This window comes from Synechococcus sp. WH 8016, from assembly GCF_000230675.1.
In the GTDB taxonomy this organism is placed as follows: Bacteria; Cyanobacteriota; Cyanobacteriia; order PCC-6307; family Cyanobiaceae; genus Synechococcus_C.
In genome coordinates, this window is record NZ_AGIK01000003.1 from 130,504 (window position 1) to 153,644 (window position 23,141).

The 23,141-nt window shown below is 50.1% G+C and carries 20 protein-coding genes; 13 read left to right on the forward strand and 7 right to left on the reverse strand.

Annotated elements, in window-relative coordinates; genetic code table 11:
- Positions 1-55 precede the first annotated feature (55 nt).
- Positions 56-724, reverse strand: coding sequence for a hypothetical protein (locus SYN8016DRAFT_RS09200; RefSeq protein WP_006854094.1), 669 nt, complete (start codon positions 722-724; stop codon positions 56-58).
- Between the two features lie 97 nt (positions 725-821).
- On the opposite strand from SYN8016DRAFT_RS09200, the gene SYN8016DRAFT_RS09205 reads away from it, so the two are divergent.
- The 3 genes from SYN8016DRAFT_RS09205 to SYN8016DRAFT_RS15075 all read left to right on the forward strand — a co-directional run bounded on the left by SYN8016DRAFT_RS09205 (position 822) and on the right by SYN8016DRAFT_RS15075 (position 5,502).
- Positions 822-2,462, forward strand: a complete 1,641-nt coding sequence (locus tag SYN8016DRAFT_RS09205; protein WP_006854095.1) for a hypothetical protein — start codon at positions 822-824, stop codon at positions 2,460-2,462.
- 136 nt (positions 2,463-2,598) lie between these two features.
- Positions 2,599-3,390: a hypothetical protein gene (locus tag SYN8016DRAFT_RS09210; RefSeq protein WP_006854096.1), complete on the forward strand. Its 792-nt coding sequence runs from the start codon at positions 2,599-2,601 to the stop codon at positions 3,388-3,390.
- A gap of 1,224 nt (positions 3,391-4,614) precedes the next feature.
- Complete coding sequence (locus tag SYN8016DRAFT_RS15075; RefSeq protein WP_006854100.1) at positions 4,615-5,502, forward strand: hypothetical protein; 888 nt, start codon at positions 4,615-4,617, stop codon at positions 5,500-5,502.
- Here the strand turns inward: SYN8016DRAFT_RS15075 and SYN8016DRAFT_RS15080 are convergent, their stop codons facing one another.
- A complete protein-coding gene (locus tag SYN8016DRAFT_RS15080) occupies positions 5,503-6,087 on the reverse strand; it encodes a PDZ domain-containing protein (protein ID WP_141561459.1) in 585 nt (194 codons plus the stop codon). It lies immediately after the preceding gene.
- Between the two features lie 699 nt (positions 6,088-6,786).
- On the opposite strand from SYN8016DRAFT_RS15080, the gene SYN8016DRAFT_RS15365 reads away from it, so the two are divergent.
- Both SYN8016DRAFT_RS15365 and SYN8016DRAFT_RS14550 read left to right on the forward strand, forming a co-directional pair.
- Positions 6,787-7,338 (forward strand): hypothetical protein, encoded by a 552-nt coding sequence (locus SYN8016DRAFT_RS15365; protein WP_159098320.1) that lies wholly within the window; start codon positions 6,787-6,789, stop codon positions 7,336-7,338.
- Between the two features lie 158 nt (positions 7,339-7,496).
- Complete coding sequence (locus SYN8016DRAFT_RS14550; protein ID WP_071778043.1) at positions 7,497-8,084, forward strand: YadA-like family protein; 588 nt, start codon at positions 7,497-7,499, stop codon at positions 8,082-8,084.
- A 548-nt stretch (positions 8,085-8,632) separates the two neighbouring features.
- Here SYN8016DRAFT_RS14550 and argJ read toward each other — a convergent pair.
- A complete protein-coding gene (gene argJ / locus SYN8016DRAFT_RS09235) occupies positions 8,633-9,868 on the reverse strand; it encodes a bifunctional glutamate N-acetyltransferase/amino-acid acetyltransferase ArgJ (RefSeq protein ID WP_006854105.1) in 1,236 nt (411 codons plus the stop codon).
- A 97-nt stretch (positions 9,869-9,965) separates the two neighbouring features.
- Between argJ and coaE the strand changes: the two genes are divergently transcribed.
- Both coaE and SYN8016DRAFT_RS09245 read left to right on the forward strand, forming a co-directional pair.
- Positions 9,966-10,607: a dephospho-CoA kinase gene (gene coaE / locus SYN8016DRAFT_RS15640; protein ID WP_006854106.1), complete on the forward strand. Its 642-nt coding sequence runs from the start codon at positions 9,966-9,968 to the stop codon at positions 10,605-10,607.
- Positions 10,608-10,928: 321 nt separating this feature from the next.
- Positions 10,929-11,420, forward strand: a complete 492-nt coding sequence (locus SYN8016DRAFT_RS09245) for a hypothetical protein (RefSeq protein WP_253909848.1) — start codon at positions 10,929-10,931, stop codon at positions 11,418-11,420.
- Here SYN8016DRAFT_RS09245 and gatB read toward each other — a convergent pair.
- A complete protein-coding gene (gatB, locus tag SYN8016DRAFT_RS09250; RefSeq protein ID WP_006854108.1) occupies positions 11,410-12,894 on the reverse strand; it encodes an Asp-tRNA(Asn)/Glu-tRNA(Gln) amidotransferase subunit GatB in 1,485 nt (494 codons plus the stop codon). The two genes, SYN8016DRAFT_RS09245 and gatB, sit on opposite strands and share 11 nt — an antisense overlap.
- 98 nt (positions 12,895-12,992) lie before the next feature.
- Here gatB and thiO point away from each other — a divergent pair, with 98 nt between their 5' ends.
- Positions 12,993-14,192, forward strand: coding sequence for a glycine oxidase ThiO (gene thiO / locus SYN8016DRAFT_RS09255; protein WP_006854109.1), 1,200 nt, complete (start codon positions 12,993-12,995; stop codon positions 14,190-14,192).
- Here thiO and ndk read toward each other — a convergent pair.
- Positions 14,168-14,626: a nucleoside-diphosphate kinase gene (gene ndk, locus SYN8016DRAFT_RS09260; protein WP_006854110.1), complete on the reverse strand. Its 459-nt coding sequence runs from the start codon at positions 14,624-14,626 to the stop codon at positions 14,168-14,170. The two genes, thiO and ndk, sit on opposite strands and share 25 nt — an antisense overlap.
- A gap of 103 nt (positions 14,627-14,729) precedes the next feature.
- Between ndk and speA the strand changes: the two genes are divergently transcribed.
- From speA to SYN8016DRAFT_RS14280, 5 genes are all read left to right on the forward strand, one after another.
- Positions 14,730-16,676, forward strand: a complete 1,947-nt coding sequence (gene speA, locus SYN8016DRAFT_RS09265) for a biosynthetic arginine decarboxylase (protein WP_006854111.1) — start codon at positions 14,730-14,732, stop codon at positions 16,674-16,676.
- A 331-nt stretch (positions 16,677-17,007) separates the two neighbouring features.
- A complete protein-coding gene (locus SYN8016DRAFT_RS09270; RefSeq protein ID WP_006854112.1) occupies positions 17,008-18,465 on the forward strand; it encodes a mechanosensitive ion channel family protein in 1,458 nt (485 codons plus the stop codon).
- A gap of 1,240 nt (positions 18,466-19,705) precedes the next feature.
- Positions 19,706-20,119, forward strand: a complete 414-nt coding sequence (locus tag SYN8016DRAFT_RS14275) for a CHASE2 domain-containing protein (protein WP_141561462.1) — start codon at positions 19,706-19,708, stop codon at positions 20,117-20,119.
- Complete coding sequence (locus SYN8016DRAFT_RS15370) at positions 20,116-20,277, forward strand: hypothetical protein (protein WP_006854114.1); 162 nt, start codon at positions 20,116-20,118, stop codon at positions 20,275-20,277. Before SYN8016DRAFT_RS14275 ends, SYN8016DRAFT_RS15370 begins: the two co-directional genes overlap by 4 nt.
- Before the next feature lie 41 nt (positions 20,278-20,318).
- Positions 20,319-21,473 (forward strand): adenylate/guanylate cyclase domain-containing protein, encoded by a 1,155-nt coding sequence (locus SYN8016DRAFT_RS14280; RefSeq protein WP_006854115.1) that lies wholly within the window; start codon positions 20,319-20,321, stop codon positions 21,471-21,473.
- 471 nt (positions 21,474-21,944) lie between these two features.
- Here SYN8016DRAFT_RS14280 and SYN8016DRAFT_RS09280 read toward each other — a convergent pair whose 3' ends face one another.
- Together SYN8016DRAFT_RS09280 and SYN8016DRAFT_RS09285 are read right to left on the reverse strand one after the other, a co-directional pair.
- A complete protein-coding gene (locus SYN8016DRAFT_RS09280; protein ID WP_006854116.1) occupies positions 21,945-22,295 on the reverse strand; it encodes a DUF3307 domain-containing protein in 351 nt (116 codons plus the stop codon).
- A 208-nt stretch (positions 22,296-22,503) separates the two neighbouring features.
- Complete coding sequence (locus tag SYN8016DRAFT_RS09285; protein WP_006854117.1) at positions 22,504-23,133, reverse strand: hypothetical protein; 630 nt, start codon at positions 23,131-23,133, stop codon at positions 22,504-22,506.
- Positions 23,134-23,141: the final 8 nt, after the last annotated feature.

A 23,141-nucleotide genomic window follows, 5' to 3' on the forward strand; every position in this document is an offset into this window, starting at 1 on the left:
TTTCGTCTCAACCTTGGAACTGTGGCAGATTCAGGCCTCGATCAGCGATGTTCGCTCAAGGAGCGGGAGGCGCCTCCACTGGCGTCACGAAAAACTCAGGCTCAGCTGGTTCGGGTTCGACAACGACCGACTCAACCACCACTGGGGGTTCCAGCTCTGCGGCGGGAGCCGGTTCGGCCAACGCGGGGAGCTCGGTCGGAAACGCGTTGGGCGCATCCAAAGGCAGCTCTGGGTCCAGCAACTCGGTGGAAGCTTCGATCTCAAAGGGAGTCGTTTCGTTCAGGGTTGGGATGTCATCAACGGGACGGGGCGTGTTCACCACAGCTTGCTGACTGCGCTCACGCTCAATCGCTGCCGCAGCGATGCGCTCAGCCTCCTCTTTGGCTTTGCGCTGCTCCAATTCCTTAGCGAGCTTGACCTTTTTCAGCTCATCGGCCTTTTTGGAGGCTTTCGCATCGATCTTGTCTTTGGCTGCAACATCAGCCTGAAGAGTGCCGGACTCTCCATGGCGCAGCCGAAGCACCTCCAGGCTTTCCCCTGGAAATGCCCGTGCTTTAAAAGACTGCGGTTCCGATGCCTGCAATCCAGATCGGATCAAGACAAAGCGCTGGGTGATGCCGTAACCAAGCGCGAAGCACGCCCCTGCAACCAGAGGGCCGACCCAGAAGCGCGGGCGGGCCTGACGCTTGGACTTCGCCGTGGGAACTTTGGTCTCAGCGGGCATCTGTAGGTCCTCCTCAGCTCCACCATCCTCGCAGCGATGTCCAGACCTCAGGTGGTGTAGTCGGCATTAATGCGAACGTAACCTCTTGATTTCAGTCATGCCAACGCTTCTGGGTGAATTGCAGAGCTGTTACCCAGGTGTTACCCTTGACTTACATCGAGCAAATCCCAGTCGTGACGACGTTGGTGTTACCCATCCGTTACCCAATTCGGCATTTTTAGAGATGCCTGACGGGAACATCCTCGACAAGAGAGGCATACCAACAGACAAAAATGCTTATGTATATCGCCGAGCGGACAAAGGCGGACGTTGGTATCTCTATTTCTACGATAAAGAGTCAGGAAAGAGACATCGTTTTGCCTTAAAAACTCAAAGCGATGACATTCCCGAGCCAACTCCAGCAGGATCAGAGAAGGCATGGATGCTAGGCGTCGAGAAGTTTATTGAATTAAAAGGAAAATCCGAAAGAGGAGAATCAGTTAGAGGACTAAAATTTGGCGATATGGTTGACAAGTTCTTAGCAAAAGAGCACAAGAAAATAAGTAGAACACCACATACAGGAATATCAGAAGCACGATTCCGGCTACTTAAAACTCAATTACGATGGATGAGCGAATTTGTTGGAGATACTCGAAAAGAGATACACAAGATAAGGCGGAACACGTTTCTCAACTATGAGGTATGGAGAAAAGAACGTGCCATTCAATATGGTAAAGATACTCCACAAAACACAACCATCAACCAAGAAATATCAACACTGCGACGAGCATTCAACGAAGTTGCAGTGGCAGAAGGATTTATCAAAAGAGATTCAATCCCAGAACTGCCAAGTATCAAACTTCCAAAAGACAAGAAGCACAGAAGAGATGATTTAACCGAGAACGAATGGTTAGAACTAGAAAGATGCTGTCGTCTCTATTGGATTAAGGGAAAGACAAGAATCCTGAATGACGACTATGAGATGGAGAAAAACTCTCAAGGCAAATGGAAGACAGAGACAAACATACAAATAGGTAGCGAAAGAGGAAGGACTCAACTCATACACCGCGAAATGCTTTATCTTGCGATGAGAATATCAATGGATAGCGGGATTCGTCCAGGTTCACTAAGGAAAATGCAGTGGCGGCACATATCAGAGAACACGACAATTCCAGTTGCTGAACGTAAGACTTGGGTGCTCATTGACGTTCCCGCAGAAAACACAAAAACTGGAAGAAGTTATCGTTGCAACGCACCAATAGCAAAGCACTTGGAAAGACTGAGAAAGATAAGCACATACACCAAACCAAACGACTTCATCTTCCTCAATCAATCAAGAGGAATACAGATGAGCGAGCGTTTGTGGAAAGATTCCATCTCAGAGGCTTTAGTAGAAGCACGTCTTGCAGACTGGAGTAAGGATGACAGCAACAACTGTCGGAAAATCGATGTACATAGTGGCAAGAACATAACTTGGTATAGTTTCCGCCACACACATATCACTTTACGACTGAATGCGGGAACACCAGTTCCTGTGATTGCTGCCAACTGCGATACAAGTATGAAATACATCGAAGAGCATTACTTCCATTACCGCGCTGCAGAGCAAACTGAGATACTTGGAAAAGGAAGAAAATCACTAGGCAAAGCGGAAGAACATCTGGATTGGATTGAAGAACTTCCAAATACCCACAAAGGAAAAGTAACAACTATCGCAACTAACCGTCGCCGCTCTTCTGCAAAGCAGGTAAACAAATAACCACAACCTCTCTATGCACTCTGTATGCCTCTCAGGCAGCGATTAGACGCTTGTTAGAGAAATACACCTACAACGCCTTCAACGCGCACTGTAGGCGCTTACAGGCGTCAGCTATTCACATTCACTACCCATATCTATGCCAAGAAAACTAACCAAAGACCAAAGGTACAACCGAAAACGTAGAAAAGACGGTAATAAAGACTTCCGACGTGTACCCAAAGAAGGAAATTTTGATGGAGTAAGAGTTACGAGGAAGCAAATCACTTTCTATATCTCTAATGAAGCGTCAGAGCGTTTGCAACAGATGGCAGACAATATAGGAGTATTTAAATGGGAAATGGCAAGTCGGATGATTCTCAAAGGTTTACCTGGTATTCAATCCTCTGGTTATGCATCTCTTCGAAATCCAGAGGCAATTAATCGATATGAGTGGAACGTTCTATACCTTGAACCTGTCATCAAAAGGATTCACTATCGCAGTAGCAAAGCAGACAAGCGAGTGACTATTGATGTCACAAGCACAGCCTGGAACAAGATTCATTGCCACAGCACAGCGACAGAACGCTCAATGAGTCAGATATTCCATTCATTGTGTCTTAACTACAAACCGCTTACTAAGGAGCAAAGAGAGACAAGCAAACTTGCTAGAGAAGAGTATCTGAGAAATCAGGAAGTTCCTAAAGAAGAAAAGACAACGGGCTACTACAAACCATATGAACAACCATCCAAATTCATGGATGTGGGTTGGGATTTAATCCATGTTAAAGGTATTCCAGTTGAACATTGGGATGGAGCAGAATTTGACGAGTATTGTGAGTTGATGGATAAGAAGTTTGCCAAACTCAAACGGGATATGGATGAACGCATAAAACTGAATGATGAACTATTCGGAAAACTCCAGTCATCTGCTGACGAATTAGAGGAATAAAGTCGCCTGACACAATCGACACCAAACCACAGGTTAAACCTAGTGGTAGTCGAGTATTTGATTCGCATGTACGCTCGATGTCCATTAATTAGGGGAGAAAAACTCCTAAAAGACAAACAGTCTTTGTCTTCGAGCGTAGCGAGAAGTTAATGACACACCAAGAGCGTAGCGATTGGAATGTGGAATTAATCTACTAACTACTAACAAGAGGATTCAACCGAGACTGAATACTGATGAATTAGATGTCAATAGACATACGATTCATCCTGATTCAACTGTCTATGAATCCTTATAACCAATTATTCAATCTAAGTATTTATCTATGGCAACAACAAAGGGTTTAACTCTGAAAGACTACAACTGGATTAATAGCAAGTGTCGTGCCATCGCCAAGATGGAGCATCATGGTGTGAAGGAACGTTTTCTAAGGAATGAACTCTATGTTCTTGGCGTTTTTGCCTTTAGGAATTTTCATGGTGCTGATATGCCAGAAGATATGCTTCATCCATCCTTGAATTACAAATTGCTTAGTCACGAGAGGCAAGCGGTTTAAACAAATACCTACCACCTCAATATGAATACCTTAGTTCGTACTCAAGGATATGTGACTGACGCTCATGTTCTTGAGCCATACGCTAAACATTCCTACGAAATCAAGCGATATGAATTATATTTATGTCCTTCTGATTGCACTCACTTCTACGACTTAGAATATCGCATAGAGGAGTTAAAGCGAGAGTATGAGAAGCAACAACCTTTCCATTCCTCACGCGACTCAAATCACGATACCCATCCTGCTCTTAAAGATAGAGCATTCGATGGTGATTGTCTCAAATTCGAGTCACTACACAGTCCAAGATTGGAAGGCGAGTTCTCATTGCTCGCCTATGATGATCAGTTGATTGGCAAGTTTGTCCAGGTTGTTGGACATATACAGATACAAGAGCTAGGTAATTGTTTCTTGTCTTTCCATATCCTTGAACCAGCAGTTCATCCCGCTCATGGATGGGATGACTGACTTTATCGCTGGCATTTCACCAGCACTCGACTGAGGTGATACAGACGACAAGTTTAGGTGGTGTTTGTTCGTCTCGATGGTTTGATTCCATCTTCAGTCATTGCCATCAGAACAGCGCATTCTGAATGGTGTTGAACATAAGAGCGCGTTTCTAGAAATAACCACTTAACCAAATGCATAAAAATAAATACCAAAGGCGCAGAGGAATGCGTCCTTCAACTTCTGCTGCTTCAGCGACACAACAAGAACTAATCCAAGGACCAATCCAACAACCTTCTGGCTCTCAACTATCTACTGACTTTGGTAGAGAGACAGCAAGACAACTAAGGGAGAATGCAAACCCCAATACAAGGTTCATTGATAAACCAACACCTAGTACAGATAAGAACCTGCTGCGTCAAGCTGCTGGACGTCAGCAATCAATGGTTAGAGATGCTCAACAGCAAGCGTTTGGCAATCGTACTGTGCCTCAGGTAAAACTAGAAGGAAGGTATGCTGCTCCTTCTGTACCAACATCAAATCTTGTCTTTAAAGGTGGAGGAGTTCGTTTTCAACCAGCAATGCGAGGAAACTTGCTAACAGCAGTTGCTGGTGTCGCTGCTGAACTGCTTGTTGAACCAGCTGCAGATGCAATCAGCGACTATGTAATACATCCAATGATTGGTGCTGTCTTAGGCAAAGACATCCCATCTGCTGAAGAGCTACGTCGTATCCAAACGATGAAGAAAGAGATTGAATTAAGAGATGCATTGAATGAGCGTCTTTATCAACAGAAATTAAATGAAGCTCAATTGCCAATTATTGAAGGTGAAGCACCGCTAGCTCCTGTGCTCCCTGAGCGTGCTTTGTATGCCTCTACAGCAGCTCCAAGCCCATATCCGCATAGAAGCAGTAAAGTCAATTTAGGCTCGTCACAGAGCCATCTCAGCGGAGCATCTAAAACACATTCACGATCAGAGGTTGATCCCAATCGTGAATACAAGATTCGACGAGCTGCGCTGGGAGACAATCCAACTAAAGAAGAAGTAGATGCTGTTGTTGCTTATGGGTTAGCTCAGCATAGGAAGAACTTTCCGAATCTATATTCTGAATAATCAGAGATTCTTGGCTTTCGGTAATTCTACACGCTGAAGTTTTGTTGTCCATGTGAATTCAAGCTGTTCACCTTGGCGCTCAATTAGTATTTGAATACTGGTTGGGTTTTGCGCGTCGTTAACGTATTCTTTATTTTTTACGCCATTTATAGTTATAACTTTGTCTCCCGCTTGAAGTTTTCCTTTTGCAGGATCTCCAAATACTTTGTTTACTATATTATTTTGATCGCTTCTATACCCTGAACTATAGAAAGTCGCATAACCTCTTGCCATGCCTTGAGCGCAAGTGTTCTGAAAACCAATTGCAAGATCTCCAGGTGGACATGTTTTGTCGAACGAAGCCCTTACTGGTTGAGAATTTTTATCCCAATGAATCTCAGCTCCACCTCTACATTTAATTCCTTTGCCCGCCAGCTGTGGATCATTCCCATAACCAAATAATCCAGACTTTATGCAAATTACTCTTTGGCAGTAACCACCTCCTGAATACCAAAGCCCAGCTGGACAGCTATTACCTTCAGTAAGGTTTGCGCCTTGTCTTTGTATTTGATTAACGGTTGTCTCTGTTGATGTCTCACCTTTCATGGATCTAACACATCCCGAGTAATCCTTTGCCTCAATGCAAAGCTTATGAATCTTGGGATCAACCTCAGCAAAGGCTGGCAATGGAACCGCAAGGAGAAACGGAATTATCAAATTTCTCATCTCTAGGATCTTTTTTAAGATGTTGATGATCTTATAATGATGCAGATGATATGTCTAGGAAATTCAAAAAAATAATTTATATTTCTGAAGACGCATACTTATACATGCTGGCTTGAGTAACCCCCGCTAGGTATCGTCTTGGCGGCTTTTGTCGATATTTTTTGTATTGACAGGTTGCTGTCTTGTATTTATCGACTATTTGCATTGACTTATCTTAAAACGCATTAACTATAGGATTGTCAGGCTATTAGTTTGCCTTGTAGATTCCGTTATTATGAAGGCGAGATGTCTGCACCTTCAATCAAGCGACATACGTACACATTCATTGGGACAAAACGAGTCGATCATGAATACCTGATTCTTCATGCTGCGCTTGGAGATAATCCAACCAAAGAGGAAGTAGATACTGTTGCTACTTATGGGTTCCAACGGCATAGGATATATTTAGCCAGTTTACATCAAATGCATATATGCAGCAATACATAAGGCACTTCAATGCATGAAATGCATAAAGCTCTTGAATACCATTTCACTGCTAAGATTAGAGGCCTAACAGAACATTAAGCAAAAATGCTTAGGGTGATTGCTCGTCTTACTAGTTTGTCAATTGCTTTTTCAAGCCTAAGCACTATCGCGAAGGCAGACGTCCAGTATATATTTGCAGGAACAGGGACTCAAGCTAAGCTATACAGCGTCGACTTTTCAAGTGGATCTAATGTTTGGACGGAACTTTCTCCTCCATCTTCTGCTGGAATTGAAATAAGAGAACAAGTCTCCACATTCTTTGACCCAACTTCAAACACAGTAAATAACTATGACTATTTTACTGATAGCTGGCATGTTTACGATGTTGAACTAGATTCATGGTCTAGTCAAGCTACAGAAGTAGATCCTGTTAGGACAAGTTTTGTCAAAACAATAAGTCAAAGTATGCTGATATCTCAACCAACACTGCTGATATCTCAACCAACACTGCTGATATCTCAACCAACACTGCTGATATCTCAACCAACACTGCTGATATCTCAACCAACACTGCTGATATCTCAACCAACACTGCTGATATCTCAACCAACACTGCTGATATCTCAACTAACAAGACTGATATCTCAACTAATCGGCAAGCAGTAGTTGCCTTAAATGGACTTGTTAATAATCCCGATGCGGCTCAGATTAAAGCCGACGGCATATCAGTTAGAGGGAAAAACCTAATAAGTCGTGATGAGAATGGAGTTGTTTCTATTGGTGAAAACTCTTTAAAAACTGTTGAAGTCAACGGCAAGCAGAGCTTGTGGGCAACTGATTCAACCGGTGCAAGCATCCCTATAAACTTTACCAATGGTTCAGATCTTCAGATCAATGGATTAAGCGTCCAAGGACAAATAAATGATAATCGATCTGCCATTAGCTCCAATACTTCTGCGATTAACCAGAACAGACGCAATATTAATGATCTGGGTTTTGGTGTCGCCGGAGCTACCGCACTTTCTACTGCGATGACTGCCTTACCAACTATCGCCAATAATTCTCCAATTTCTTGTGGGGTAGGAAGTGGTGGTTATAGCAATCGTTATGCAATGAGTCTTGGTTGTGCTATCAAAACATCTGAACGCGTTTCTTTCAACGTTGGAGGCTCATATGTATTCGGCGGTTCTTCAGATTATGGAAATAGTGAACTCTCAAATTATGCTGGCAGAGCAGGTTTTGTTATTAGTTTTGGAAACATCCAATCTTCTTCAGATAGCAACCTTAAATCGCGAGTTAAGGCACTTGAGAAGGAGAAAAAATCATTGATTTTACGCCTTGAACGCCTTGAGGCGCTTGCCTCAGGCATACAATCAAATCATTTAGCTTCAATGAATCAAGTTTTAGAATGACAGTCTTATATTTATCAATAAATTAAAGCTGCGACTTACGAACTAGAAACGCAAGCGACTAGCACCTCTGCAGCACCCCCAGATGCTTCTCAGAGCCGCTTAAGGCGTTTCAACAGGTGTTCCTCTCAATAAAGGTTTAAACGCTTCTCAGGAGCACTCAGGGCGCAATGACGAGCACCCAAAAAGTGACAGAAATTTCTGAGGCGGCTTACATATATCTTTCTGCATACAATATCCCCCATACGAGTAGCTGTAGAAGCTCAAATAGACAGAGTGGCCTTAATTAAGGCGACATTATGTCCGCCAAGCATTGCTTTGCTGGACTTCTTCACAGTAGAGATGCACTTTCTTGACAGCATTTGTATCACAGTGAACACTCTTAGTGAATTATTGGCTCTTTATCTGTAGAGGTAGAGCCAATATCACTGCACCTTGTATTGCTTTCGATAGACTGAAATAGACAACAGTTACGTTGTTGAAGGGTGTTACCGAGGTGTTACCCCTGAAAACAGAACCTCAACCAAGGCCGCGGCCACTAGGCTCTTAGCTTACGTAGTATAATCGGCATTAATGCGAACGTACTGATCGGAAAGGTCGCATCCCCAAGCGATTCCCTGACCAGTGCCATCACCAAGAGACAGGCGAATCTGCACCGTGTCATCGACGAGATAACGGCCACAAGCGCGTTCACTGAGATAGGCAGACGCTGCTGCCCGGTCGAATGGCAAAGGTTGTCCCTCTGACATCAATTGATGCGGTCCTATCCAAAGGGCCACGGCATCGGCTGAAAACGCCACACCCGCACGACCCGCTGCCGCCACGATCCGTCCCCAGTTGGGATCCCTTCCGTGAACCGCCGTTTTGACCAACGACGAGCCACAAATGGTGCGCGCGATCTGTCGCGCCTCCGTCTCTAAATCGGTGCCCTCCACCTGCACTTCCGTCAAGCAGGTGGCGCCCTCACCATCCCGAGCAATCGAGCGAGCCAGATGCTGGGCTACCAAGGTCAGCCCCTCCTCCAATGCCTCGAGTTGATCCTCTGGCAGTGGCTCTCCTGCCGCGAAGGCCAAGAAGGTGTCATTGGTGCTGGTGTCACCATCCACGGTGATGGAGTTAAACGAACGATTCACCGCCCGGCGCACCATGTCCTGCCACAGGTCACAGGGCACAGCGACATCACAGCTGAGATATCCGAGCATCGTGGCCATGTTGGGGTGAATCATCCCGGACCCTTTCGCCATCCCGCCAATCCGCACCCGGCGCCCGCCCAATAGAGCCTCCAAGGCGATCTCCTTCTCCACCAGATCCGTCGTGAGGATCGCCTGAGCCGCTGCAGCGCCACCATCCGGAGCTAAGGCGTCCACCAAAGGATCCACAGCGGCAAGAAGGGGCTCCATCGCGATCGGCACACCGATGACACCGGTGGAGCAAATCAAGACCTGGTCATGGGAGAAGCCCAAACGATCGGCCACTGCTTGCGTGATACGAAGGCTGTCGGCCAGACCCCGGTCACCAGTACAGGCATTGGCCTGTCCGGAATTGGTCACCACGGCACGCACGCGGCCAGACGTCACCTGCAGACGATCAGCACAAAGATCCACGCAAGCGGCGCGGACGACGGATGTAGTGAAGGTGCCAGCACAGACCGCAGCCTCTGGTGCCAGCAAAAGGGAGAGGTCAGGTTTCCTGGATGGCTTGAGACCCGCGATTAAGCCCGCTGCCTTGAAGCCAGTGGGCGCAGTGATTCCTCCAGAAACTGGAGCCCAGGTCACAGATGGCGTCATTGATAAGGGTGCAAAGCCAACCGATGCGCTCTTTCTACGCTTTTTAAGCAGGCATGGCTCAGCTCTGAAAAAGACTGCAAGGTCATACTTTCAAGGGATGAAGCCCTTTCCCTTGAGTGAAAGACAACGCTGGAAAGGACGGCAACGGCGCATCGGCCTCACCGGTGGCATTGCCAGTGGCAAAAGCAGCGTGGGGCATTTTCTAGAACAACAGGGCATTGCCGTTCTGGATGCAGATCTCTATGCCCATGAAGCGTTGGCTCCGGGCACTACGGCGACTCGTGCGGTGCTGGAGCGCTATGGCGCCAAAGTAGAGAGCGAGTTCCATGAAGGCCTCGACCGTGCGGCACTCGGCGCAATTGTGTTCAGTGATCCACAAGAGCGAACTTGGCTGGAAGCTCAACTACATCCGTTGGTACGACAACGTTTCGACCAGGAGCTGGAGACGCATGTCGGCGAGAGTGTCGTGGCATTGATGATCCCTCTGCTATTTGAAACTGGGTTGGAGAGTCTTTGTTCTGAAGTCTGGGTGGTGTACTGCTCGCCAACCCAGCAAAGACAACGACTAATAACCCGTAATCAGCTCTCTCTTGAGGAGGCCGAGCAACGGATCAGAGCCCAATGGCCGATAGATCGCAAGATTGAACTTGCTGACTCTGTCATTAAAAATGGGGGATTTCCGCAGAGCTGGACGTCACAGGTCCGTGAGCTGCTTTATGAAACGCCACCACTTGAATGATCCGATTCTTTCAACGGAAAGCAAACTCCACGCATTGACCGAAGCAGCGGCAAACCCCAGGCAACAGGAGGTGCAGAGATAAAGCCGACCGATCGGCTGAGCATGAGCATCACCCGTGACGCCTCAGTCGGACCCTGTCACAACAGACGCCTTGACCAGTCGACAAATAGCTCACTACGGTCCAAGGATTTAATGCACCAGGTGGCCATGAAACGGTTGGCTAGCTCACTGGGATGGACAACGCTGCTATTGCTCACTGCGCAATCTGCACAGAGCGACCCAGTCGAATATCAATGTTTTGAGAGGAGCACGCGACGTCCGGTGGCGGCAAGCCTGGTCGACCTCAGCACGCCTGAGGTGACCTGCGAGCCCACCACACTGAAAACCCCAAGCGTCGTTGCAACCCCCGAGCAAGAGAGCAGCGCCAAACTTGACCCGCCTCCTGCAGATCCAGAGGTCAGCACCGGCCCCAGCCCTTACGCCGACATCACACCCGACCCAGAGTCCGTGAATCTGTTTGTCCGCGACAATCCTCTTTCGGCAAGACGTGCCCTGAATCTGGCCCGCGGTGCTGCAACTCGACGTAACGGGGGCCTTCGGGTCTATCGCCCGGGAACCTGCATGTATGGGAGTGCGACTAACAATCCTTGCCTCCTCCATGCAGGTCCAGAAGGCTTTGAATTCAAGATTCCTGGCGGTACACCCGGCTGGGAACAGGCCGGAGATCCTCCAGCCCTGACAACGCGGATTCTGATCGCAGCCGATGGCCGCTCATTAATGCAGAGCGACCAATCAGAAGCCGCTATCCCTTGAGTTTCATGCTGAGGATCTGATTGGCCAATTTGGGATCAGCTTTACCGCCAGTTTTCTTCATCAGCTGCCCCACAAAGAAGCCCTGTAGTTTATTTTTTCCACCACGGAATGCCTCCACCTCATCAGGATGAGCAGCAAGAAGCTCTTCCACGATCGCAGTGATGGCCGCAGGATCGCTGATCATCCCCAGTCCACGTTCATCCACAATCGCTTTAGGAGAACCACCCTTCTCAAGAAGCTCGGGGAGAATCTCCTTGGCGATCTTGCCGCTGATCTTGCCGCTATCAATCAGCTTGACCATCTCGGCGAGCTGTTCAGGGCGAAAGGCCAAGGCATCGAAGTTCAGGCGATTGCTGTTGACGTAAGCGGCAATATCACCCGTAATCCAATTCGCTGACAACTTGGCGTCTGCGCCGGCGGCTACAACGGTTTCGAAATACTGCGCCATCGAACGTTCGTCGGTCAGCACGCGCGCGTCGTACTGAGACAGCCCAAGGGCATTGGCGTAACGATGGCGCTTAGCCGATGGCAGCTCAGGCAGTTCACTCCTCCAGGCTTCGCGCTGATCAATGCTCACCTCAATCGGACCAAGATCCGGATCGGGGAAATAGCGGTAATCGCTTGCTCCCTCCTTGCTTCGCATGCTCTTGGTGAGCTGTTTGCTCTCATCCCAAAGACGCGTTTCCTGAACGATCGGCTCGCCAGTCTCATAGGCCTTGATCTGCCGCTGAATCTCGTATTCGCAAGCCTTCTGAATGGCAGAAAACGAGTTCATGTTCTTGATCTCCACCTTCGTGCCAAAGGGAGCATCGGGACCCCGACGCACGGAGATATTGACGTCACAGCGCAGGGAGCCCTCCTGCATGTTTCCATCGCTCACACCCAAATAGCGCATGATCCGGCGGATCTCAGAGGCGTATTCCGCCGCTTCCCGACCGTTGCGCAAATCGGGCTTGCTCACAATCTCCGCGAGGGCTACACCCGCTCGGTTGTAGTCCACAAGCGAATGGGTCGAGCCCGCCAGGCGATCGCTTCCTGCATGCACCAACTTGCCAGCATCCTCCTCCATATGCAGGCGCTCGATCCCGATCTTTTTCAGGTAGGTGTCTTTGCCTTTCTCAGCAACTTCCACCTCGATCCAACCCTCTTCTGCAATCGGCTCATCGAATTGGGAGATCTGGTAGTTCTTCGGCAGATCTGGATAAAAATATTGCTTGCGATCGAATTTGCTGTGTTCGGCAATGTTGAGATTCAGCGCCATCGCCGCCTTAACGGCGTACTCGAGCACCTTTTGATTCAAAACCGGAAGCGTGCCTGGCAAGCCACATACCACGGGATCGATATGGGTGTTGGGGTCATCCCCATAAGCCGTGGAAGCAGACGTGAAAATCTTGCTGTTGGTGCCCAGCTGCACGTGGGTCTCAAGACCGATCACGGCCTCCCAAGCCAGTTCCGTTGCTGCAGGTGCCGCCATCAGCTTTGAGCATCATCAAACCACCCCAATCCTATGGAAGAGGAGGAGACGCCATCCTGTTGAAAGAACTTCAGCGTGGTGAAGCTGCCGAATCAACCATGAGCAATGAGCAAGTGCTGATCCTCGGCGGCGGACTGATGGGCCTCGCCATCGCCCATCAGCTGGCCCGGCGCGGCCGTTGCGTCACCGTGCTGAGCCGACGGCGGAACGAAGCCGCCGGTTTTGTCGCCGCTGGGATGCTGGCCCCCCATGCCGAAGGATTGCGTGGCGAACTGTTGCAACTTGGCCAGCTGAGCCTGGAGCGCATTCCCCGCTGGGTGGCGCAGATTGAAGCCGATAGTGGACTTCCCTGCGGGCTGCGCGCCACGGGGATTGTGGTGCCCTTTCTTGATGCAAAAGAACGAGATTGTTATCCGACGGCCGCCTTTGGCGAAGCCCTGAATCGAGAACGGCTTGAACAACTGCTACCAGGGATCGCACCGGCCTGGCAGGCCGGCCTGCTCTTTGACCAAGACGGGCAAATTGACAATCGCCGTCAACTCATGCGCTCCTTAGAGAGTGCCTGCGTTGACAGGGGCGTGAATTTTCAGGAAGGAGTGGAGGTTCTCGACGTCCTGCAACGAGATGGTCGCCTCCATGGTGTGCAAACCCGTGATTCCGAAGGTCAGCTGGCAACTCTGGAATGCACGACAGCCGTTCTGTGCAGCGGGGCATGGAGTGCTCAACTTCTTCCTGAATTGCCGGTCTTTCCAGTGAAGGGGCAGATGGTGTCACTCCAAACCCCTCGCGGCGCCCTTAAACACGTCATTTTCGGGCCGGGCACCTATCTCGTCCCACGCGAGGATGGTCTGGTGGTTGTAGGAGCCACCTCAGAGCCCGAAGCCGGCTTCAAGGAAGGGTTAACGCCTCAAGGGCAGCAACATCTCAACCAGGGGATCGCCGCGCTGCTTCCAGAAGCGGTGAACTGGCCACCGATGGAGCGTTGGTGGGGCTTTCGTCCCTGCACACCAGACGAAGGGCCTCTACTGGGAGAAGGGCCCATCAAGGGGCTATGGCTGGCCTGCGGCCATCACCGCAATGGCGTATTGCTCGCAGCAATCACGACAGAGTTGTTGGCTGACGCCATCACTGGTCATGCCACAACTTGTGAAGCCAAGGAGCTGCTCAACGCATTCCGTTGGGACCGGTTCAGGGACGACATGATCCAAAACAAAGCCCCCGAGAAGTCATCCCGAGGGCAAGCAGGGTTGCAACCTATAAAAAGAAAAAGCGATCAGCCTTCGACGCGCCAGCCTTGATCGGACGGAGTCCAATCGCTCAATTCGGAGGGCTGGAACCAAAGCCCAATCTCAAACTGAGCTGTTTCTGCTGCATCGGAGCCGTGAATCACATTGCGGCCGATATTGACGGCCAAATCTCCACGAATGGTGCCGGGCTCAGCCTCCAAAGGCTTCGTGGCACCGATCATTTTGCGCGCGCTGGTGATCACACCATCGCCCTCCCACACCATGGCCACCACAGGGCCTGAAGTGATGAAGTCCACCAAACCAGCAAAGAAGGGGCGCTCTTTGTGCACGCCGTAGTGCTGTTCAGCCAGCTCACGGCTTGGGGTGAGCTGTTTTAGGCCCACCAACTTGAAGCCCTTGCGCTCAAAGCGACCCAGGATCTCGCCCACAAGACCGCGTTGAACGCCGTCGGGCTTGATGGCAATAAAAGAGCGTTCGGCAGCCATAAAATTGAAAAAACCGTCGTCATCGTCAACGCCAGATGCCCTAATTGGCAAGCACAAAACTGGCAATGGGGTTGAAGCTCCTTAGATTCCCCCCATCTGATCAATGTCCGTTCCCATGGTGCTCGCCGACTCCATCACCTGGACGGGGAGCGATAGCGCCCAGCTTTATGGGCTGGAACGCTGGGGTGATCCTTACTTCTCGATCAACCCACGCGGGCATGTGAGCGTGCAACCACGGGGAGCCCGGGGCGGAAGTTTGGATCTGATGGAACTGGTGGCTGGTCTGCAGGACCGCAGCCTGGGCCTGCCCCTCCTGATTCGCTTCGACGACATCCTGGAAGACAGGCTGGAACGCCTGCACGCTGCATTTGAACGAGCGATTACCCGCTACGACTACGAGGGCCGCTACCAAGGCGTCTTCCCGGTGAAGTGCAACCAACAGCGTCACGTGGTGGAAGAGCTGGTGACCTGCGGGAGGCGTTGGCATTTTGGCCTAGAGGCAGGCAGCAAAGCCGAACTCCTGATCGCCCTCTCTTTGATGGATGATCCTGAGGCCCTTCTGATCTGCAACGGCTACAAAGATCAGCGCTACATCGAGACCGCAATCTTGGCCAGACGGCTTGGCCGAAGGCCCGTTGTGGTGATCGAACAACCGGACGAAGTGCAGCGCATCATCGATGCCAGCCAGGAGCTTGGGGCCGCACCACTCATTGGCATTCGTGCGCGTCTCTCCAGCCGAAGCACAGGGCGTTGGGGTAGCTCCGTGGGGGACAAGGCGAAATTTGGGCTACCCGCTCCCGAAATCATCGGCGCCGTTGAGGCCCTGCGAGACGCCAACCTGCTCAGCGAGCTGCGCCTTCTGCATTTCCATGTCGGCAGCCAAATCAACGACATCGCCGTCGTGAAAGATGCCTTGCAGGAGGCCTCTCGTCTGTACGTGGAGCTTCATGCCCTTGGGGCCCCGATGGGCTACCTGGATGTCGGCGGTGGTCTTGGGATCGACTACGACGGCAGTCGCACCGCCACGGCAGCCTCAACCAACTATTCCCTGCAGAACTACGCCAACGACGTTGTCGCAACGGTGAAAGAGGGGTGCGAACCCAACAATGTTCCGGTACCAACGCTCGTTAGCGAAAGCGGTCGAGCGATTGCGAGCCATTTCTCAGTGCTGGTGTTCAACGTTCTCGGTAGCGGTGGCCTGCAACAACCGGTACCGCCGGTTGAACAGGATGAACCGCTGATCGTTCGCAACCTGCGCGAAACCTTTCAAGGCATCGAAGCCTTGCCGATCGACACCGCTGCAGACCCATCTCGCCTGCAGGAAGCCTGGAACGATGCGCTCAAATTCAAAGAGGATGCCTTGGCCGCCTTTCGACTCGGCTACTTGAGTTTGAAAGAGCGCAGCATGGCGGAACAACTCACCTGGGCATGCGCCAGGGCCTTGCTCGACCGCCTGTCCGATCAAGCAAAACTGCCCGACGACCTCAAAACCCTTCCAGCGGTCTTAGCGGAAACCTATTACGCCAATCTTTCGATCTTCCGCTCCGCACCAGACACCTGGGCCATCCAGCAACTTTTCCCACTGATGCCGCTGCATCGTCTCAACGAACAACCCACACGGCTCGGGCATTTCGCCGATTTAACCTGCGATTCCGATGGCAAGCTGAACCGATTCATCAACGACGGCCAGAACAAGCCCCTGCTCGAGCTTCATCCCCTCAAGCCAAGTGAGCCCTATCTGATCGGGATGTTTCTCGGTGGCGCCTATCAAGAGGTGATGGGCAATCTGCACAACTTGTTCGGAAGCACCGATTCCGCTCATATCCGCCTAGCCCCTGGCGGCGACTACCAAGTGGACCATGTCGTTCGTGGCGACACGAACGCCGACGTGCTGGCGATGATGGAACATGACCCAAATCAGCTCCTGGAACGGTTGCGCATGGCCAGCGAAAAAGCCATCAGCAGCGGACAGCTACGCATCAGCGAAGCAAGGCGCTTGATGGATCACCTGGAAATCAGTTTGCGCCAAAGCACCTATCTACAAGGCTGAATGCATCCACCAGAGAGGCCTTTGATCTGCACGTCAGCCCTGCCCTTCACTCCGACCAGGATTCCTGAATCAAGCAAATGGTGTCGCTAGACATAGCCTGCGACAGAGAACATGGGAGCAGACGGGTTTTTGCTATAGCAAAAGCTGAGCGAAGAGATCTCTTAAGAGAACAAGCTCTTGCCAGCTTCTCTCCAACAGGCAGCCCAAAGCTCATGAGTGGTGGTGGATAGAGGCAATGGAGAATTGACCAGGCGGATCAACAAACAAACGTTGATTGAGGGGACAGAGGTTTGATCAACATCACAATGAACACACCCCATCGAGGCACACCATGGAACCATTGACAAGAGTCGTCGCTCTAGGAGCCATCCTTGTTACAGCAAAATATTTTCAGAAGAAATTCAAGCTACCGCCTGTCCCAATACGACTACCAACGATTGCATTATTAGCCACATTAATCAATGCCTATCTACCTAATGCTATAGAAGCAAGTGTAAACTCAAACTGGAAGAATGCAGGCATAGAGCTCACGCAAAGCTATGCTTATTTGCAAATCACTGTATGGATAGGCCTAGACCTTCCAAGCAAAATAAGATGGTGGCCAAAGCCAGCAAAAATACTAACAGACCTCTTTAAATTAACAGCTGGAGCTGTTATCACACTCATCATCTTAGACAGGGCCGCGAATATCAATGTCGTGGGATTAGTCACCACATCGGCTGTTCTAACCGCCGTCATCGGCTTAGCCGCCCAGGAGGCATTGAAAGATTTATTCGCGGGAATCATGCTGCGTATTGAGTGCCCCTTTTCAGAGGGGGACTATCTAGAGGCCAGCGACACATGCAATGGCTGGGTCGAAGCATTAACACTACTAAGCACACACATGCGAGACGAATATGGCGGACTAATCACACTACCCAACAATTTAGTTTGGCAGCATAAAATGCGAAAACTTCCACCCGCTGGACCGGCATGCAGGGAAATTTATATTGACCTTGACCGAGAATTTCCGCCCAATGAAGCCACAGAACTTCTCACAAAAATTGCGATTAATTGCAATCTAGTCCTCGACAATCCTCCCCCCCAAGCCATCGTTTATTCCTACAACAATCACGCTGTTACCTACGAGCTAGAGGTTTGGCAAAAAGATCCATCAGATGTTGGCTATGACGAAGTCAGAGGAGAATTACTTGGGCAACTATGGTATGCCCTTGAACGCATTGGGCAGCGGATTCCCTACAGCGTGCAGGAATTCAAAAAACGGCATGGCCCGTCAGAACCTGAGGTCATCCTTGAACAAAGCCTCGAAACCAAAATTAAGGTCATATCGCTGAATCCATTATTTCAAGAGCTGGACGACAATGAAATCAGCAGCATTGCCGAGCTTTCAAGATTAATACGATTCAGCAAAAACGAACACATTGTCTCGGAGGACGAGACTGGGCATACTCTTTACCAAATTGTTCGAGGAACGGTTGCCATCCTAAAAAAAGGGAAAGATGGAGAGCAACAAGAAATCACACAATTAAGTGAGCCAGCATTCTTTGGCGAAATGAGCGTCTTCAATGAAGAGCCAAGAAGCGCAACCGTCAAAGCCCTATGCGAATGTATTTTATTAGAAATTGAACAAGATGACTTAAGGCCAACATTAGAAAACAAACCAAAGACCGTAGAGAAACTCGCCACCATCATCAACGAGCGCAGATCGGCTCTTTCAAACATGAACCCAAAAACAACAACCAAAAAGATGAACGAACTTCTTAGAAAAATGCGCTCGATCTTCCTGTAAAATCTACACTTGGGGAATGATCCTTAGCGTTGAGCGATCAGAATACACAAAAAAACCAATAATATCAGGCTGTGCTAAAAATTGGCATCAATACAACACAAGAAATCAAACAATCGTCTGCTCATCATGAAACCTAGCAAACTCTTCAACAACGTCGCATATTACCCCACACATACCGCTTACTTATTATCAATATAATAGTCCTCAATACTTGAACTTCTCAAAAGACTAAGGCCTGACTAAATGACTTTGCTCTTCGATGGAGGGACACCCGTAGCGAGAAAGTCGGCACATTTATGATCCAAGAAGGAGTCATCAACGAGCACATTTGCTAGTGGTGGAAGGAGAATTGGCCTTCAGCACAACGGATCAAAAGGACGATTAATACAGCGCCTCACCGTGCTAAAGCAAAGGGTCCTAATCAAGGAGATGAGTTGGATAGAAAATGAACAGCTATGGCGATATTGGGAAACAAGCAATATTATTCACTGGAAACTTAAAATTCTTGACCTATTGACGCAATGTGATCCACATTTTCTTATTGCCCTTCGATTGGACTGTTTGTGACAACTTCAGAGATTAATGCAGCCGTTGTGAAAGCGAATTCGAGAATCCAATTGGCGCCACGATTGCAGCGATCAGCAATATCAAAATAATTAAAGCAGAAGAATCAGAGCAAACCTTCTAAGCATTATTCAGGATATCAAAGCCTATCGATCATCATCTTTCAAAGGCCAAATTTTTACAACGTCCAAACTCGGCTTATCCTTAACACTCTAATGGCTGCAAATGAAATTGGGATCTTCGCGCTTAGCCTCTTTCTGATTATTCAAGGTAAACTCACACTCGAAATGCTGCTAACTTTAAAACCATCACCCTCTCAGTCAAAACAGAAATCAATAGCGTCACTAACTTCATCCAACCTCTCCCCACATTTGAGGCCGTCCTGATTATGGATCTCAATCGAGGGAAAGTCATGCAACAAGAATGATTCAAGAAAACGACAGATCAAAAACACTTGGCTTCAGGGAAGTTCTTAAAAATTGGTCAGACATGTATCAAAGTCTGTCGGCTCGTCTACACAAGCCAGGAAATTGCATGCACCACCAATCACCGTTAGAACAACAAACTTGCTGCATCGCTATACCCTGCATATCAGGCCAATTGGCTCCTATCAAACCGTTCAAAGCCACTCTGGGTCCCACAGGCGCATCAGACGTTGAAGCACAAACGTAATCTGGTGAAAACTACAGGGCCCTACCTGGCCGCCATGGGAGTCTTGGTGCTGCTTAGACGCACAGGCCTGGCCCAAACCCTTGATCAGGTGATCTACGAACTGATCACCAGTCAGAGATCGGAAGGATCAGGTCAAGACCAACCGATCACCATTATCGGGATTAGAGAAAGCGACATTCAACGCTTTGGCTGGCCTATTGATGACGGCTTATTTTGTGCCGCCTTTGATGATCTGAACGCCGGTGGCGCCACAGCCATCGGCTTTGACATCTACCGGGATAAGGGCGTTGGCCCCAACCAACAATGCCTGCATGATCGTTTCCGCGACGAACCCACCCTGGTCTCGATCTTCAACGTGGCAACAAACTTTGTTGCCGTTCCCGGAACACCCCCGAACGCCATTCTTACAACGACATGAGCCTGGACGGTGATCGCGTGGTGCGCCGCGACCTCGTGCATATCATGGACCAGGACGAAGCCACGGTTGCTTTCCCCTTACGCGTGCTGGAAGTGGCCACCGGTGATCGTTCCCTGAGGAAGGAATGTATTCAGGCACCCACCAAGGCGCGTGATTAACAGCCAACGGAGGTGGCTATCACAACGAAATCGATGGCTCCTTGGGAGTACAGCGCTTACTGCGTTTTCGCGAGCCTGGCAGTTATGCGAGCTACTCCCTCGCCGAACTGCTGGATGGCAAGGTGCCAGAGGAGAAGATCCGTGGACAGATCGTGCTGATTGGCAGCACCGCACCATCCTTCCGCGATCTCTTTGAAGTCCCGTACACACGGTTCCATCGCGGCGAGAGCCTCTTCGAGGTTTCAGGTGTTGAAATCCATGCAAACCGCCTTGCCACCTTGATGGATGAGCGCAACGGAAACCTTGTCCAGGGTTGGATCATGCCAGGGTGGGGCAACCTCTTGCTGGTGGTTGGGTTCGCGGCCAGTGGACTGTTGCTCGGGGAGCGGATCGGGAAACAACGGCTCAGAATTCTCGCCGTTGTGCTCTTGACGTCTGGAGCAGCAGGAGGGCTTGGCATGCTGCTCTGGCATCACATTTGGATCGGCATGACCATGCAGCTCATGGTTCTACTGAGTTTCAGTGGTGCAGCGTGGTTGCGCCGTGGTGTGGAAAGCCAGCACCATTCCGAACAAGTGCAACGGCTACTCGGACAAACCACCTCGCCGGCTGTGGCCCAGCAACTCTGGGAGCAGCGCGATGAACTGCTCAACGACGGGCGCTTCAAGGGCCAACAACTGCCGATCACCACGCTGTTCACAGACAAGGCATCATTCCCCAGCGTGTCCGAAGGAATGAGCCCGCGGGAATTGATGGACTGGCTCAACCGCGGCATGGAAATCTATGTACCAGCTGTCACCCAACGCGACGGCATGGTGAACAAGTTCACCGGTGACGGAATGCTGGCCGTGTTCGGCGTTCCCCTACCAGGGGACCCATCTGCGGAAGCGCAGGCGGCGCTCGAAGCAGCCTGCGAGATCAAATCAGGATTAGAACGATTGAATGCGGAGTTGAAAAGCGAAGGCGCACCGACGATGCGCATACGCATGGGCATTCATTCTGGGGAAGCGCTGGTGGGATCGATAGGCGGCGCCGAACGACTTGAATACGCCGTGATTGGCGATGCCGTGAATTGCGCGTCACGCCTTGAAAGTCATGACAAAAACCGCCATGAAGGCGAACTCAGAGTGCTGTTATCCAGCACCACATTGGAACTCCTACCAACAGAATTCCGAAGATCATTGGGCTTGGAATAATGGGGTCATATTCAAGTAAAAGACCGTTATGAACCGTTGGATGTGAGTGAGTTGAAGCTTAATTAGAGCAAGCTTATAGTGGTTTAAAACACTATTCCAGATTTTTCTATACGAAGACACAACTTCCAACGCAATTCGATCATCACGGCCCTCCACCGAATGCAATAAACAAGGGAATAGTCTATTGGACTTTACAAATCGATGCCAAGCAATTCACGAGCTTTAAAATCAACCTTACCAAAGCATCTTCGCTCCACCTGCTCAATACATTCCACGCATTTCACCTTCAGAGTATCTTTACGATATTCTCATTAACTCCCTACACGAAGAGTTTCTAAGCAGCAAAATCGCAGCACTCTTGTTAGCACCAATTCAGGCTTGCAATCTCATTCCATATTTGCCTCAAGCTATGTGCCGAGTCGATCTACTTGAAGGGCGTCTTTCTGATGCTCAGGTGAATAACAACGTCTCTTACCGGATGGCTACCACGCAGGCCACCCAGATCAACTTGCAGACCCAATGCATCGCTTGATCCACGATCAGCTTGTAACCGAAGCGACACTTCCCGTAATCAATCAGACCATGGGCAATCATCTCCGCAACACCAAGCAGAGGGATCCCCGTCAACAAACTCACCACAAGTCCGTGGGTCCCCGCATGGGCGGACAGCCACCATTTCCAGTTGAGCGTGACGTCCTTGCCAGGACATTTCTCAACCGCCATCTTGTCTCCCTGCAAGGGGAAGTCAGCCAGAAAGTGACCCAAGATCAGGAGGATCAAAAGATCGAGAGGCTGCTCCACTGGAATCAAAGCCGGCTGCATGCAGCGAGAACACGTTGAATCTCCATCTTGACTTTCCCGGCTCCAAATTCAACCCAGCCCTCAGCTTTAAAGCAGAACCGCCCGCCGAACGTTGCAGTAACTACTGCACCCACTCATCAGCCCGATACGAATGCGGTCGTATCGATTGATCTACAGACACACCACCGGCACCACCTCTGGCCAACGCGAGCTGACGACGTGATCCCGGTCAAACAAGCTGGAAACCGACGCCACAGGGTGTCGTTGAATCACAACTCGACAGCAGCGCATTGAGATGCGTCTGAACAGCGGCATCAGCGGGTACCGAATCCACAACCAGCAAACTCTTGGCCGGCGGCCCCTCGGCGCCAATAAACCCGAACTCATAGCCAGCGGGGGCTTCGGCACACTGATATTCGGATTCCCAGACCAGTGGAAGCGTGAGCATCTGGGGTAACCGTAAGAGCACAAGCCTTGGTCCCGATGCTGCGACAGAGCGGCTCAACACCGAAATGGAAGCGTTTTGCTCACGAAGCACAACCTCGAGTGGCTTGGCATCAGGGGAAGGGCCCTCAAGCCAACCAATGAGCCCCTCTGCCCCTGCAGCAAAGACACTCTTCTCTGGGACGAGATGAATGATCTCTCGCGCAGCGCACTCACCGCTCGTGCTGCCACCAACCCTCCTCCCTGGGAACGTGCTCCTCGACTGGGAGAGAATCGGCTTAGGGACAAAGCCTGTGCCGAAAAGAAGTACGGCCGCAACCATCAAGCTTGTGCGACGGACGTGTTCACGGCTGGATTTCGGTTCTCTATAAGCAGAATGCCCCAACCTGACGGAAAGGGTGTTGCGATCGGTCATGCACCGGA

Excerpts from the sequence above, each read along its gene's own strand:
- SYN8016DRAFT_RS09200 (WP_006854094.1), bottom strand. The coding sequence starts at position 724 with ATGCCCGCTGAGACCAAAGTTCCCACGGCGAAGTCCAAGCGTCAGGCC.
- SYN8016DRAFT_RS09205 (WP_006854095.1), top strand. The coding sequence starts at position 822 with ATGCCAACGCTTCTGGGTGAATTGCAGAGCTGTTACCCAGGTGTTACC.
- SYN8016DRAFT_RS09210 (WP_006854096.1), top strand. The coding sequence starts at position 2,599 with ATGCCAAGAAAACTAACCAAAGACCAAAGGTACAACCGAAAACGTAGA.
- SYN8016DRAFT_RS15075 (WP_006854100.1), top strand. The coding sequence starts at position 4,615 with ATGCGTCCTTCAACTTCTGCTGCTTCAGCGACACAACAAGAACTAATC.
- SYN8016DRAFT_RS15080 (WP_141561459.1), bottom strand. The coding sequence starts at position 6,087 with ATGAAAGGTGAGACATCAACAGAGACAACCGTTAATCAAATACAAAGA.
- argJ (WP_006854105.1), bottom strand. The coding sequence starts at position 9,868 with ATGACGCCATCTGTGACCTGGGCTCCAGTTTCTGGAGGAATCACTGCG.
- coaE (WP_006854106.1), top strand. The coding sequence starts at position 9,966 with ATGAAGCCCTTTCCCTTGAGTGAAAGACAACGCTGGAAAGGACGGCAA.
- gatB (WP_006854108.1), bottom strand. The coding sequence starts at position 12,894 with ATGGCGGCACCTGCAGCAACGGAACTGGCTTGGGAGGCCGTGATCGGT.
- thiO (WP_006854109.1), top strand. The coding sequence starts at position 12,993 with ATGAGCAATGAGCAAGTGCTGATCCTCGGCGGCGGACTGATGGGCCTC.
- ndk (WP_006854110.1), bottom strand. The coding sequence starts at position 14,626 with ATGGCTGCCGAACGCTCTTTTATTGCCATCAAGCCCGACGGCGTTCAA.
- speA (WP_006854111.1), top strand. The coding sequence starts at position 14,730 with ATGTCCGTTCCCATGGTGCTCGCCGACTCCATCACCTGGACGGGGAGC.
- SYN8016DRAFT_RS09270 (WP_006854112.1), top strand. The coding sequence starts at position 17,008 with ATGGAACCATTGACAAGAGTCGTCGCTCTAGGAGCCATCCTTGTTACA.
- SYN8016DRAFT_RS15370 (WP_006854114.1), top strand. The coding sequence starts at position 20,116 with ATGAGCCTGGACGGTGATCGCGTGGTGCGCCGCGACCTCGTGCATATC.
- SYN8016DRAFT_RS09280 (WP_006854116.1), bottom strand. The coding sequence starts at position 22,295 with ATGCAGCCGGCTTTGATTCCAGTGGAGCAGCCTCTCGATCTTTTGATC.
- SYN8016DRAFT_RS09285 (WP_006854117.1), bottom strand. The coding sequence starts at position 23,133 with ATGACCGATCGCAACACCCTTTCCGTCAGGTTGGGGCATTCTGCTTAT.